5 protein-coding genes are annotated in these 14,866 nt (G+C 63.7%); 1 reads left to right on the forward strand and 4 read right to left on the reverse strand.

The window, feature by feature from the left end; all coding sequences use genetic code 11:
* Positions 1-624 precede the first annotated feature (624 nt).
* A complete protein-coding gene (locus ACOIX3_RS24035; protein WP_420964552.1) occupies positions 625-1,833 on the forward strand; it encodes an FAD-dependent oxidoreductase in 1,209 nt (402 codons plus the stop codon).
* A gap of 111 nt (positions 1,834-1,944) precedes the next feature.
* Here ACOIX3_RS24035 and ACOIX3_RS24040 read toward each other — a convergent pair whose 3' ends face one another.
* The 4 genes from ACOIX3_RS24040 to rpoB form a co-directional block, all read right to left on the reverse strand.
* Entirely contained in the window at positions 1,945-3,996 is a 2,052-nt protein-coding gene (locus tag ACOIX3_RS24040; protein WP_420964553.1) for an ABC transporter ATP-binding protein, read from the reverse strand.
* Positions 3,997-4,139: 143 nt separating this feature from the next.
* Entirely contained in the window at positions 4,140-6,200 is a 2,061-nt protein-coding gene (locus ACOIX3_RS24045) for an FAD-dependent oxidoreductase (protein WP_420964554.1), read from the reverse strand.
* Between the two features lie 181 nt (positions 6,201-6,381).
* Positions 6,382-10,584: a DNA-directed RNA polymerase subunit beta' gene (rpoC, locus tag ACOIX3_RS24050; RefSeq protein ID WP_420964555.1), complete on the reverse strand. Its 4,203-nt coding sequence runs from the start codon at positions 10,582-10,584 to the stop codon at positions 6,382-6,384.
* 127 nt (positions 10,585-10,711) lie between these two features.
* Positions 10,712-14,830: a DNA-directed RNA polymerase subunit beta gene (gene rpoB / locus ACOIX3_RS24055; RefSeq protein WP_097675067.1), complete on the reverse strand. Its 4,119-nt coding sequence runs from the start codon at positions 14,828-14,830 to the stop codon at positions 10,712-10,714.
* Positions 14,831-14,866 lie beyond the last annotated feature (36 nt).

Below are 14,866 nucleotides of genomic sequence, written 5' to 3' on the forward strand. Positions count from 1 at the left end.
CGGCCCGCTCGACGCGGATCAAACACCCGCGCAAAGCGAAATCGCGCCAACCACTCATCACTGAGCGGAAAGCGCATCGACGCCACAGAGGACCGCGATTCCGAACCGTTCAGCGTTCGCTGTCCGGTCCGCCACCGAGGTCATGCATCCGAATTCACTCTCAAGAGGACGTGCTCAAGAGAACCAAAATCGTCCTGGCATTGCCTAGCTATCATCGACAGCGTTTGAGCGGCATTCGTCGAGGTTGGTGCCCGTCCGGCGCCTGAAAAAGGGCCTTGGGGTGTTCCGTTCCGACGCTGGCGTAGCTCACCGCCTGTCGTTAAGTGAGCGCCTTGTATAATCGAGAGATAGTGAAGTCAAGCAAAACGACAAGCAAAGAAACGCCTCTGGCGCTTGCAGATTTCGCATTTCGCGGCGCTCGCCGGGCGTCGAAATATGACAGCGTCTGCGACTCCCCTCGCCCGAATCCGAATCTCCGGCACGCCAGCGGAATCATATTATATCCGGGTAAAATATGATTAGAAACAATTCTCCCCAACTTGGACCTGAAGGCGAATTTCGAAACTAAGCCTTTATTTGCCATTCGCAGCGCAAAAATTACGGTCTACGGCCACGGAAAACGTCATGCGGTACACCGACATCGCGATCATCGGCGGAGGTCTTGCGGGCTCGACCGCGGCCGCCATGCTCGGCCGTGCCGGGATACCGACCGTCCTGATCGACCCCCATCAGGTCTATCCGTTCGACTTCCGCGTCGAAAAGGTCGGCGGCGACCTCCAGCTCGCGCGATTCGCCCGCACCGGGATTGCCGAATCCGTGCTCCGTTCGGCGACGCTGGACGGCGAGAACTGGATCGCGCGATTCGGCTATCTGCTCGACCGGCAGCCGAGCCGGCAATACGGCATCATGTACGACGCGCTGATCACTGCGATTCGGGCCGAGATCGCCGGGCCGGCCGAATTCATCCGCGACAAGGTCGTCAATGTCGCGACCAGCTCCGAGCGGCAGCGGCTCGTGCTTTCGGGCAGCGAGGAGATCTCGGCGCGGCTCGTGGTGCTCGCCAACGGCCTGAATGTCGGGCTGCGCCGGACGCTCGGCATCGAGCGGCTGGTGACCAGCTTCTGCCACTCGATCTCGCTCGGCTTCGATTTCGTCCCGGTCGGCCGCCCCGCCTTCCCGTTCGCGGCCATGACCTACTTTTCGGAGCGGCCGAGCGACCGCATCCCCTACATCACGCTGTTTCCGGTCGAAAACCGGATGCGTGCCAACCTCTTCACCTACCGCCCGGCCGACGATCCGTGGCTGCGCGCGATGCGGCGCAATCCGGTCGAGACGCTGAATGCCGCGCTGCCGCGGCTGCGCCGGCTCACCGGCGAATTCGACGTCGCCGGCGACATCAAGATCAGGCCCGCCGACGTCTATGTCAGCACCGGCTATCGGCAGGCCGGCGTCGTGCTGGTCGGCGACGCCTTCGCCAGCACCTGCCCCGTCACCGGCACCGGGACCGACAAGGTGTTCACGGACGTATCCCAGCTCTGCAACGTCCATATCCCGGCCTGGCTTGCGACCGACGGCATGGGCGAGGAGAAGATCACCGCGTTCTACGACGATCCGGTCAAGACGGAGTGCGACGCCTGGTCGAATGCCAAGGCATTCAACTTCCGCGAAGTGTCGATCGGCGGCGGGCCCTACTGGCAGGCCCAGCGCTGGGCGCGCTTCCTCGGCTATCTCGGCCGGGGCACGCTGCGCCGGCTGTACCGCCCGCAGGCAGCGTCGGCGGCACGGTCCGCCAATCACTTCCGGCAACGTCCGCACGCAGCCGACAGGGCGTAGAGGCGCGCTCAGCAAGAGTGCTTTCGAGCGAAGTGGATGCCGGTTCGCGTAAAGAAAACGCGTCAAACAAGAATCTAGCGCCCGGCCATCGCCGACGACGCGGCGCGGGACTCACGCCTCGTCTTCGTCCTCATCCTCGTCGTCTTCATCCTCATCGCCTTCATCATCGTCCGCGTCGTCGTCATCCTCGTCGTCCGCGTCGTGATGGACATGCCCCTGGTCGTCCCACAGCCTGCGGTAGACGCCATTCAGGGCCAGCAGTTCCTCGTGCGAGCCGCGTTCGATCGCCCTGCCGCCGGAGATCACGATGATCTCGTCCATCTCGACCACCGAGGCCAGTCGGTGCGTCGACCAGATCATGGTGCGCCCCTCGGCCACCTTGAGCAGCGTGCGGTTGATCGCCGCCTCCGTGGTCTGGTCGAGCGCCGAGGTCGCCTCGTCGAGCAGCAGCACGGACGGGTTGCGGATGATGGCGCGCGCGATCGCGATGCGCTGGCGCTGGCCGCCCGACAAGGTGTCGCCGCGTTCGCCGACCGGCGTGTCGTAGCGCTGCGGCAGGCTCATGATGTAGCGATGGATCTCGGCCTTCCTGGCGGCGTCCTCGACCTCCGCGTCGGTGGCCCCTTCCTTGCCGAGCCGGATGTTCTCGCGGATCGACATGTTGAACAGCATGTTCTCCTGGAACACGACCGCCATGCTGGCCCGCAGCGACTCGCGCGTAACCCGGCGGATGTCGACGCCGTCGATCGCGACGCGGCCCTCGTCCGGAACGTAGAGCCGCAGGATCAGATTGATCAGCGTGCTCTTGCCGGAGCCGCTGGGACCGACGATCGCAATGCTCTTGCCGGCATTGAGCTTGAGGCTGAGATTGTCGAGCACCAGCGTCTGCGCCCCCTCATACTGGAAGGTGACGCGGTCGAAGGAGATGTCGTTGGTGATGCGCGGCAGATCCGGCGCGCCGGGGCGGTCGGCGCCGCGAGTCGGCTCGTCGAGCAGCTCCTGGATGTGCCGCACCGCCGCCGCCGACGAGATCGACACCGGGATGAAATGCATGAGATGGGCGATGTTATACGACACCTCCCAGAATGCGCTCTCGAAGGTCACGAAGGTACCGACCGTGATCTGCCCCTTGGTGGCGAGATAGGCGCCGATCGCCAGCACCACGAGGTGAAGCAGCAGCACCGAAATGGTGACCGTGCGCTCCACCATGGTGGACAGGAACATGGCTGAGGCGGCCTTGGCGCGGACGTCGCGGTTGCGCAGCGTGAACCAGCCGAGCGCCCGGCGCTGCAGGTTGAACGCCTTCACCACCGCCTGGGCCGCGACGTTCTCCTGCACCATGCCGAGCAGCGCGGCCTCGTTCTGCTTCTGCTCGTAATTGGCCAGCACCGCCTTCGGCGTCAGGATGCGCGGCCCGATCAGCGTGATCGGAAACACCAGCAAGGCGACCACGGCAAGCTGCCAGTTCAGGAACAGCATCAGGATGATGCCGGCGATCAGCTCGAAGCCCGGCAGCGCCGCGCTGTTGGCGAAGGTCTTGACCGAGCCCTCGAAGGCCGACAGATCGATCGAGAAACGCGACAGGATCTCGCCGCGCTTGGTGCGCGCGAAATAGGCTGACGGCAGGTTCTGGACGTGGTCGAAGATGCGGGTCCGGACGTCGGCGATGATGCCCGCGCCGAGCCGCGCATCCCAGCGCTCGTACCAGACCGCGATGATCGAGGTGACGATGCCGGCGACCGCGAGCACGCCGAGGATCTTGTAAAGGGCCTGGAAATCCTCCTCGCCGAGCGCGTCGTCGATCAGGAATTTCAGGCTGAGCGGCATGATGACGTTGAACAACGTCTCGACCAGCACGCCGATCGCGACGAAGGCGAGCGGCTTCTTGTAGTTGGTCAGGATCGGCTTGACGAAGCTGAAGATCGTGGAGAGCGCGCCGGCGGCTTCCCTGGCGGTGAAGACGACGAGGTCCTCGTCATCATCATCATCGAGCTCGAACTCGTCGTCCTCGTCCTCATCATCGTCGTCATCGGCCGGCGCGGCGGGCTTGGCGGAGGCCGTTGCCGCAGGCGGACCGGCCGCGGCCGCAGACTTCTTCTTCAGCTCGGGATCGTCGGCCGCCGATCGATTCGGATCATCTGATGCAGGAGGTCTTGGCGCCATGAAACCAACCGATGCTCCACGGCCGGCATGACCGCAAATCGAAACCGCAGCGGCGAATGCTGCTGGTACAATCCTATGCGATCACAATGAATTCGGCAAAGCGTTTGGAACGGCGCGGTGCGCGGCCCCGTGCGCCGGTGCCGCTAGTCGTCGTGATCCGTCTCGACCTTGTCGAAGAAGGAATAGCGCAGGCTGTCGGAGTCGGCGTACCACTGCCCCGGCCCCTTGTTGGCGGCAAGCGTCAACGTCCAGAGCGCATCGGTGCAGTCACGGCGATGCATCGACAGGTCGAAGCCGTTGCCGAAGAACAATTCCGACCATTCCCACCAGGTGCCGAGCTTCTTCACGCCGCGCAGCAGGTCGTAGCGATCGATCACCGCGGGCGCCATGTCCGAGGTCACCGACGCGAACACGACGCCGGTCTTGACCACGCGGTTTAGCTCGCGCACCCCGCGCACCACCTGCTTCTCACCGAGATGGCACAGCGAGGTCTCGAACACGAAGTCGAACTCATTGTCCTTGAACGGCATGTCGGCGATTGAGCCGAGCTTGTTGTACTTCTTGAGCGCCTTCGGCGTCTTGCCGTGGATGTAGCGGTTGTTCTCGATGCCCCAGGCATCGATGCCGCGCTCGCGCAACGCGCCGACCAGCTCGCCGCTGGCGGAGCCGGCGATCAGCAGCTTGTAGCCCTTCGCCCTGCCCCACACCGTCTTGATCAGGTCGGTCAGGTAGGCCGGGTCGGTGAAATTGCGCCAGACTTCGCTGTAGGGACCCGCGCCGCGATAGTTCTCGAAATAGTTGCGGTCGATCTTGTCGGACAGCGTGCCTTCGTCCTGCGCGCGGGCGCGGCGCAGCCGCATCATCTCGGTGACGATGATGTCGGTCGCGGCATCGGAGGAATCGAGCAGCCCGTTCAGCGTCGAATCGAACAGGTAGTCGCCGACCACCACGATGCCGGGGTGCTGCTTCGGATCGGGGCGGTGGTTGGTCATGACGTCGCGCACCGGCAGGCCGCCCGGCAGCGCGTTGACCGACGACAGCCAGCGATGGGTCTTGCCCTCGAGGAAATGCGCACGGGCATCACCGAGAGAGGCCGGCAGCGACTTCAGCGCGGCGTCGATCAGTTCCTCGTCGCTGAGATTGGCGAAGGCGAGCGCGTCGGAGCCGGCGATCAGCCAGTTCAGCACGCCGTGCTTGCCGACATCGTGGCGGGCGCCCTCATTGTAGACGCAGCAGCCGCCGAACGCTTCCGACATGAACCAGGCGCCGGGGATCTTCTCGCCCCAGAACGGCTCGTCGAACAGGATCGAGACGCGCAGATAGTGCGCGGGACGATCGAAATAGGCGACGTGCTTGACCATCGACTTGCGCAGCTGTTCGCCGTCCCAGCGCATGGTCGCGAGCCAGGAATGCGGCAGGCAGACCAGCACGAGGTCGAAGTCGCGCGTCTCCGGCCCCTTGCCGTTCATCATGTTGAGCTGGTAGCGGCCGCTTGCGGTCTTGCCGACCTTGAGCACGCGATGGTTGAGCTGGATGTCGGCGCTGACCTCCGAGCGCAGGCAATCGATCAGCTGCTCGTTGCCGTTCTGGATCGAATACAGGCCGATATAGCCGTCGACGTCCATGACGTAGTTCTTCAGCGCGTTGAGGCCGTTGGTGTTGTGACTCTCGGTCGCGAGGTCGGAGCGCGCCATCACCTTGAAGAACCGCTTGGCGGTGACGTCCTCGACCTCTTCGTCGAGGATCTGCTCGGCGGTCTTGTAGGCCCACGGATGTTCGTTGTCGTGGGCGCCGACGCCCTCGTAATACTCGATCGGCGACACCAGCTCGCTGCAGCGCTTGCGGAACGCCTCGATCGCGGCCGCGGTTTTGGCGCCGTATTTGCGGCGCATGCCGGGAACGTCGGCCAGCAGTTCGCCGTCGAGCTGTACCTGCTCGGCATCCATCGGGATCGTCTGCAGGCCGAAATGCTGGATCAGCTCGCGCAGCGGGTCGGGTCCCGTCATCGAGTAATCGTAGATCTCGGCGACGCCGGCCTCGTACATCGCGGGCGCGCTGTCGAATTTGCGCGTGACGACCTTGCCCCCGAGGCGGTTCGACGCCTCGAAGATGGTGATGCGGCAGAGGTCGCCGAGTTTGCGCTTCAGATACCAGGCGCTCATCAGCCCCCCGGGGCCGCCGCCTACAATCGCCAAGTCGAGCATATCGATTCCGTCGTCTCCGGCACGAGCCAAACAGCCGGTCTAAGTCACCCTAGCAAAGGCACTTTTTTGCCTGAAGGGAAGATGAACAAACTGCGTCCCTGCAGCGCAGCAAGGCAAGAAAGCAACAAAAAGGCCGGCAGAACGCCGGCCTTCTCGCTGACTACCGTAGTCTTGCGGATGCCTATTCCGCGGGCGGCAGCGCCAGCGGCTCCGCTTCCGGAGCCGTCGGCACGATCGCCGCCTGCTGCTTCTCGCGCTCGTCGAGGATCAGCTTGTCGCGCTTGACCGCGACTTCGCGAATCCGCGCCATCGAGGCGCCGGTGCCGGCCGGGATCAGGCGGCCGACAATGACGTTCTCCTTGAGGCCTTCGAGCGGGTCCACCTTGCCGTTGACGGCCGCTTCGGTGAGCACGCGCGTGGTCTCCTGGAACGACGCCGCCGAGAAGAAGGAGCGGGTCTGCAAGCTCGCCTTGGTGATGCCGAGCAGAACCGGCGTCCCCGTGGCGGGCTTCTTGCCCTCCTCCTTGGCCTTGGTGTTGAGCGCGTCGAACTCGATCTTGTCGACCTGCTCGCCCGAGATCATGTCGGTGTCGCCCTGATCGGTGACTTCGACCTTCTGCAGCATCTGACGGACAATCACCTCGATGTGCTTGTCGTTGATGAGCACGCCCTGCAGCCGGTAGACCTCCTGGATTTCGTTGACCAGATAGGCAGCGAGTTCCTCGATGCCCTTGATCGCCAGGATGTCGTGCGGCGCCGGATTGCCTTCGACGATGAAATCGCCCTTTTCGACGATATCGCCGTCCTGAAGGTGGATGTGCTTGCCCTTCGGGATCAGGTACTCGCGCGGCTCCTCGGTCTTGTCCATCGGCTCGATCGAGATGCGGCGCTTGTTCTTGTAGTCGCGGCCGAAGCGGATCGTTCCCGCGGTCTCCGCGATGATCGCCGCATCCTTCGGCTTGCGAGCCTCGAACAGTTCCGCCACCCGCGGCAGACCGCCGGTGATGTCACGCGTCTTGGCGCTCTCGGTCGAGATACGCGCCAGGATGTCGCCGGGCATCACCTTCGCGCCGGTGTCGACCGACAGAATGGCGTCGACCGACAGCATGTAGCGGGCATCGCCGCCACGCGCGAGCTTCATCACCTTGCCGTCCTTGCCCTTGACCACGATGGCCGGACGCAGGTCCGAACCGCCGCGCGTCGTGCGCCAGTCGATGACCACGCGCTTGGCGATACCGGTCGATTCGTCGAGCGTTTCCGAGATCGACTGGCCTTCGACCAGATCCTCGAAACCGATCGTGCCCTCGACCTCGGTGAGCACCGGGCGGGTATAGGGATCCCACTCCGCGATGCGCTGGCCGCGCTTGACCATGTCGCCTTCGTCGACGTGCATCTTCGAACCGTACTGAATACGGTGGGTTGCACGCTCGGTTCCGTCGGCATCGACGATCGCAACGACCATGTTGCGCACCATCGCGACCAGGTTGCCTTCGCTGTTGCGGGCGATGGCCTTGTTCCTGATCACGATCTTGCCGTCGAAGTTCGATTCGACGAACGACTGCTCGTTGAGCTGGGCGGCGCCGCCGATGTGGAACGTGCGCATCGTCAGCTGCGTGCCGGGTTCACCGATCGACTGCGCCGCGATGACGCCGACGGCCTCACCGTGGTTGACCGGGGTGCCGCGGGCCAGATCGCGGCCGTAGCACTTGGCGCAGATGCCGTTGATCAGCTCGCAGGTCAGCGCCGAGCGGATCTTCACTTCCTGGATGCCGGCCTGCTGGATCGCATCGACATGGGTTTCCTCCATCAACGTGTCGCGCTTGACGACAATCTCGTTGGTGGCGGGATCACGCACGTCATCGCAGGCCGTACGGCCCAGGATGCGCGAGCCGAGCGAGGCAACGACCGTGCCCGCATCGACGATGGCGCGCATCTTGATGCCGAGCTTGGTGCCGCAATCGGTCTGCGTGATGATGCAGTCCTGCGCGACGTCGACCAGACGGCGGGTCAGGTAGCCGGAGTTCGCGGTCTTCAACGCGGTGTCCGCGAGGCCCTTACGGGCGCCGTGGGTCGAGTTGAAGTACTCGAGCACCGACAGACCTTCCTTGAAGTTGGAAATGATCGGCGTCTCGATGATCTCGCCCGACGGCTTGGCCATCAGGCCGCGCATGCCGGCGAGCTGGCGCATCTGGGCCGGCGAACCACGCGCACCGGAGTGCGCCATCATGTAGATCGAGTTGATGTCGGCATCGGCGCCCGCCGCCGTCTTCTTGGTGGACGAGATCTCCTTCATCATCGCCTTGGCGACTTCTTCACCGGCCTTCGACCAGGCGTCGACGACCTTGTTGTACTTCTCGCCATGGGTGATCAGGCCGTCATTGTACTGCTGCTCGAAATCCTTCGCCAGCGTACGGGTCTGGTCCACGATCTTCCACTTCGACGCCGGCACGACCATGTCGTCCTTGCCGAACGAGATGCCCGCCTTGAAGGCGTTGTAGAAGCCGAGCGCCATGATGCGGTCGCAGAAGATCACCGTCTCCTTCTGACCGCAGTGACGGTAGACCTGGTCGATCACGCCGGAGATCTCGCGCTTGGTCATCAGCTTGTTGATGATGTCGTACGAGATCTTGGTGCTCTTCGGCAGCAGGTTGCCGAGCATGACGCGGCCGGCGGTGGTTTCGATCCACCGCTTGGACATCTTGCCTTCCTCGTCGAGGCCTTCCCACCGGTACTTGATCTTGGTGTGGAGGTGGATGACCTTCGAATGCAGGGCGTGCTCGAGCTCGGCCATGTCGCCGAAGATCTTGCCCTCGCCGGGCAGGCCTTCGCGCATGATCGAGACGTAGTAGAGGCCGAGCACGATGTCCTGCGACGGCACGATGATCGGCTGGCCGTTCGCGGGATGCAGGATGTTGTTGGTCGACATCATCAGGACGCGCGCTTCCAGCTGCGCTTCGAGCGACAGCGGAACGTGCACGGCCATCTGGTCGCCGTCGAAGTCGGCGTTGAAGGCGGCGCAGACCAGCGGATGCAGCTGGATCGCCTTGCCCTCGATCAGCACCGGCTCGAACGCCTGGATGCCCAACCTGTGCAGCGTCGGCGCGCGGTTGAGCAGCACCGGATGCTCGCGGATCACCTCATCGAGGATATCCCAGACCTCCGGACGCTCCTTCTCGACCAGCTTCTTGGCCTGCTTCACCGTGGTGGACAGACCCTTGGCGTCGAGCCGCGAGTAGATGAACGGCTTGAACAGTTCGAGCGCCATCTTCTTCGGCAGGCCGCACTGATGCAGGCGCAGCTCGGGACCGACCACGATCACCGAACGGCCCGAATAGTCGACGCGCTTGCCGAGCAGGTTCTGACGGAACCGGCCCTGCTTGCCCTTCAGCATGTCGGCGAGCGACTTCAGCGGGCGCTTGTTGGCGCCGGTGATGACGCGGCCGCGGCGGCCGTTGTCGAACAGCGCGTCGACGGCCTCCTGCAGCATGCGCTTTTCGTTGCGGATGATGATGTCGGGCGCACGCAGCTCCATCAGCCGCTTCAAGCGGTTGTTGCGGTTGATGACGCGCCGATACAGGTCGTTGAGGTCCGAGGTCGCGAACCGGCCGCCGTCGAGCGGCACCAGCGGACGCAGGTCCGGCGGGATCACCGGCACGACCGTCATGATCATCCATTCCGGCTTGTTGCCGGAGACGCGGAAGGCCTCGACGATCTTCAGACGCTTGGCGAGCTTCTTGTGCTTGATGTCGGAGTCGGTCTCCGCCATGTCGGCACGCAGCGTCGCCTCGAGCTTTTCGAGCTCGAGCCCCTTGAGCAGCTCGCGGATCGCCTCCGCGCCGATCATGGCGGTGAAGCTGTCCTGGCCGTACTCGTCCTGCGCCTTCAGATACTCGTCTTCCGACAGCAGCTGACGGTCCTTCAGCGCGGTCAGGCCGGGCTCGAGAACGACGTAGTATTCAAAATAGAGGATCCGCTCGAGATCCTTCAGCGTCATGTCGAGCAGCAAGCCGATGCGCGACGGCAGCGACTTCAGGAACCAGATGTGGGCGACCGGCGCCGCCAGCTCGATATGGCCCATGCGCTCGCGCCGGACGCGCGACAGCGTCACCTCGACCGAGCACTTTTCGCAGATGATGCCCTTGTACTTCATCCGCTTGTACTTGCCGCACAGGCACTCGTAGTCCTTGATCGGCCCGAAGATGCGCGCGCAGAACAGGCCGTCACGCTCCGGCTTGAAGGTGCGGTAGTTGATGGTCTCCGGCTTCTTGATCTCGCCGTACGACCAGGACAGAATCTTCTCCGGAGACGCGATCGAAATCCGGATCTGGTCGAAGACCTGAGCCGGCGTCGTCGGATTGAAAAGATTCATAATCTCTTGATTCATGGTCTTCTCCTCGCGTGCCGATCGTCACCGGCAGCAAATTCGAAACTTTTATTCAACGCGCGCCCCACTCAACGTCCGAGCGGAGCGCGAAGGCCCGGCGCTTTCGCGCCGGGCGTAAATCACCGCGTTACTCGGCCGCTTCCGACGTCGACGCCGGTCCCACCTTGGAATTGTGCAGGTCGACGTTGAGGCCGAGCGAGCGCATTTCCTTGACCAGCACGTTGAACGATTCCGGAATACCGGCCTCGAAGGTGTCGTCGCCGCGCACGATCGCCTCGTACACTTTGGTACGGCCGGCGACGTCGTCCGACTTCACGGTCAGCATCTCCTGCAGCGTGTAGGCGGCGCCGTAGGCTTCCAGCGCCCAGACCTCCATTTCGCCGAAGCGCTGGCCGCCGAACTGCGCCTTGCCGCCCAGCGGCTGCTGGGTGACGAGCGAGTACGGACCGATCGAACGCGCGTGGATCTTGTCGTCCACGAGATGGTGCAGCTTGAGCATGTAGATGTAGCCCATCGTCACCTTGCGATCGAACTGGTCGCCGGTGCGGCCGTCATAGACGGTCGACTGACCAGAGGCGTCGAAGCCCGCGAGCTTCAGCATCTCCTCGATGTCGGCTTCCTTGGCGCCGTCGAACACCGGCGTTGCGATCGGCACGCCGTGGCTCAGATTGCGGCCGAGTTCGACCAGTTCGTTGTCGTTCAGCGACTTGATGGTTTCATCCTCGCCATAGATCTTCTTCAGGGTCTCGCGCAGCGGCTTGAGATCCTGCTTCTGATAGTAGGCGTCGATGGTCTGGCCGATGCGCTTGCCGAGGCCGGCGCAGGCCCAACCGAGATGGGTCTCAAGGATCTGACCGACGTTCATGCGCGACGGCACGCCGAGCGGATTGAGCACGATATCGGCATGCGTTCCATCCTCGAGGAACGGCATGTCCTCGATCGGCACGATCTTCGACACCACGCCCTTGTTGCCGTGACGGCCGGCCATCTTGTCGCCGGGCTGGATCTTGCGCTTCACCGCGACGAAGACCTTGACCATCTTCATCACGCCGGGCGGCAACTCGTCGCCGCGCTGCAGCTTCTCGACCTTGTCGAGGAAGCGCTGCTCGAGGCCCTTCTTCGACTCGTCGTACTGCTTCCGCATGGCCTCGATCTCGGCCATCAGCTTGTCGTTCGGCGAGGCGAACAGCCACCACTGCGACTTCGGATACTCGTCGAGCACCGCACGGGTGATCTTGGTATCCTTCTTGAAGCCCTTCGGGCCGGCGATGCCCTGGCGGTTCTCCAGCAGCTCGGCGAGGCGGTTGTAGACGTTGCGGTCCAGAATCGCCTGCTCGTCGTCGCGGTCCTTGGCCAGACGCTCGATCTCTTCCCGCTCGATCGCCAGCGCACGCTCGTCCTTGTCGACGCCGTGGCGGTTGAACACACGGACTTCCACGATGGTGCCCTGCACGCCCGGAGGCACGCGCAGCGAGGTGTCGCGGACGTCGGAGGCCTTCTCGCCGAAGATGGCGCGGAGCAGCTTCTCTTCCGGCGTCATCGGGCTCTCGCCCTTCGGCGTGATCTTGCCGACCAGGATGTCGCCGGCGCGAACTTCCGCACCGATGTAGACGATACCGGCTTCGTCGAGGTTCTTCAGCGCTTCTTCCGAGACGTTCGGAATGTCGCGGGTGATTTCCTCAGGACCAAGCTTGGTGTCGCGGGCCATCACTTCGAATTCTTCGATATGGATCGAAGTGAAGACGTCGTCCTTCACGATCCGCTCGGAGAGCAGGATCGAGTCTTCGAAGTTGTAGCCGTTCCACGGCATGAACGCGACCAGCACGTTGCGGCCGAGCGCGAGCTCGCCAAGATCGGTCGACGGACCGTCAGCGATGATGTCGCCCTTCTTGACGATGTCGCCGACCTTCACCAGCGGACGCTGGTTGATGCAGGTCGACTGGTTGGAGCGCTGGTACTTCATCAGCCGGTAGATATCGACGCCCGACTTGGTCGGATCGAGATCCTCGGTGGCGCGGATCACGACGCGGGTGGCGTCGATCTGGTCGATCACGCCCGAACGGCGCGCGGCGATCGCCGCGCCCGAGTCACGGGCGACCACGCCTTCCATGCCGGTGCCGACGAACGGCGCCTCGGCGCGAACCAGCGGCACCGCCTGGCGCTGCATGTTCGAGCCCATCAGCGCGCGGTTGGCGTCGTCGTTCTCGAGGAACGGGATCAGGGCCGCGGCGACCGAAACCAGCTGCTTCGGTGACACGTCCATGTAGTCGACCTTGTCCGGCGTCACCGGCAGCACTTCGCCGGCATGACGGCAGACCACGAGGTCGTCGGTGAAGCGGCCCTTGGCGTCGAGCGGCACGTTGGCCTGCGCGACGCGGTAGCGGCCCTCTTCCATCGCCGACAGATAGACCACCTCGTCGGTGACCCGGCCGTCCTTGATCTTGCGATACGGCGTCTCGACGAAGCCGTACTTGTTGACGCGCGCGAACGTCGCCAGCGAGTTGATCAGACCGATGTTCGGGCCTTCCGGCGTTTCGATCGGGCAGATACGGCCGTAGTGCGTCGGATGCACGTCGCGGACTTCGAAGCCGGCACGCTCGCGGGTCAGACCGCCCGGGCCAAGCGCCGACAGGCGCCGCTTGTGGGTGATCTCCGACAGCGGGTTGGTCTGGTCCATGAACTGCGACAGCTGCGAGGAACCGAAGAACTCGCGCACCGCGGCGGCCGCGGGCTTGGCGTTGATCAGGTCCTGCGGCATCACGGTGTCGATATCGACGCTCGACATGCGCTCCTTGATGGCGCGCTCCATGCGGAGCAGGCCGATCCTGTACTGGTTCTCCATGAGCTCGCCGACCGAACGCACCCGGCGATTGCCGAGGTGGTCGATGTCGTCGATCTCGCCCTTGCCGTCACGCAGGTCGACCAGCGTCTTGATGACCGCCAGGATGTCTTCCTTGCGCAGCGTGCGATGGGTGTCGGGCGCATCGAGCTCGAGGCGCATGTTCATCTTGACGCGGCCGACCGCGGAGAGGTCGTAGCGCTCGGCATCGAAGAACAGCGACTGGAACATCGCCTGCGCCGAATCCAGCGTCGGCGGCTCGCCCGGACGCATCACGCGGTAGATGTCGAACAGCGCATCCTCACGCGTCATGTTCTTGTCGGCCGAGAGCGTGTTGCGGATGTAGGCGCCGACATTGACGTGGTCGATGTCGAGCAGCGGCAGGTCCTTGTAGCCCTGCTCGTTCAGCACCTTGAGCGACTTCTCGGTGATCTCCTCGCCGGCTTCGGCGTAGATCTCACCGGTCTTCGGGTTGACGAGATCCTCGGCGAGATAGTTGCCGACGAGCTCCTCGTCCGACATCCGCAGCGCCTTGAGGCCCTTTTCCTGCATCTGGCGCGCGCTGCGCACGGTCAGCTTCTTGCCGGCCTCGAGCACCACCTTGCCGGTGTCGGCGTCGATCAGGTCGTTGATGGTGCTGTAGCCGCGGAAGCGGTTGGCATCGAACGGCACGCGCCATCCGTCCTTGGTCCGCTTGTAGGTGATCTTCTTGTAGAAGGTCGACAGGATCTGCTCGCCGTCGAGACCGAGCGCGTACATCAGCGAGGTCACGGGCAGCTTGCGGCGGCGGTCGATGCGCGCAAACACGATGTCCTTGGCGTCGAACTCGATGTCGAGCCAGGAACCGCGATACGGAATCACGCGCGCGGCAAACAAGAGCTTGCCGGACGAATGGGTCTTGCCCTTGTCGTGGTCGAAGAACACGCCGGGCGAACGGTGCATCTGCGAGACGATGACGCGCTCGGTGCCGTTGACGACGAAGGTGCCGTTCATCGTCATGAGCGGGATATCGCCCATGTAGACGTCCTGCTCCTTGATGTCCTTCACCGACTTGGCGCCGGTTTCCTCGTCGATATCGAACACGATGAGGCGCAGCGTCACCTTGAGCGGCGCAGCGAAGGTCATGCCGCGCTGGCGGCACTCGTCGACGTCATACTTCGGCTGTTCGAACTCGTAGCGGACGAATTCGAGCATCGAGGTGCCCGAAAAATCCGAGATCGGAAATACCGAGCGGAACACCGCCTGCAGGCCCTCGTCGAGGCGACCGCCGGCCGGCTCGTCAACCATCAGGAACTGGTCATAGGATGCCTTCTGAACCTCGATGAGGTTCGGCATCTCGGCGACTTCCTTGATGTGACCGAAAAACTTGCGTACGCGTTTGCGACCGGTGAATGTCTGCTGCGCCATCGTGGCCTCTCATTTTCGTCGCCTTTATGGGGCGAA

Origin of the sequence: Bradyrhizobium sp. B120 (genome assembly GCF_049075665.1) — a bacterium.
In the GTDB taxonomy this organism is placed as follows: domain Bacteria; phylum Pseudomonadota; class Alphaproteobacteria; order Rhizobiales; family Xanthobacteraceae; genus Bradyrhizobium.

Coding starts and splice junctions, on each gene's coding strand:
- ACOIX3_RS24035 (WP_420964552.1), top strand. CDS start 625: ATGCGGTACACCGACATCGCGATCATCGGCGGAGGTCTTGCGGGCTCG.
- ACOIX3_RS24040 (WP_420964553.1), bottom strand. CDS start 3,996: ATGGCGCCAAGACCTCCTGCATCAGATGATCCGAATCGATCGGCGGCC.
- ACOIX3_RS24045 (WP_420964554.1), bottom strand. CDS start 6,200: ATGCTCGACTTGGCGATTGTAGGCGGCGGCCCCGGGGGGCTGATGAGC.
- rpoC (WP_420964555.1), bottom strand. CDS start 10,584: ATGAATCAAGAGATTATGAATCTTTTCAATCCGACGACGCCGGCTCAG.
- rpoB (WP_097675067.1), bottom strand. CDS start 14,830: ATGGCGCAGCAGACATTCACCGGTCGCAAACGCGTACGCAAGTTTTTC.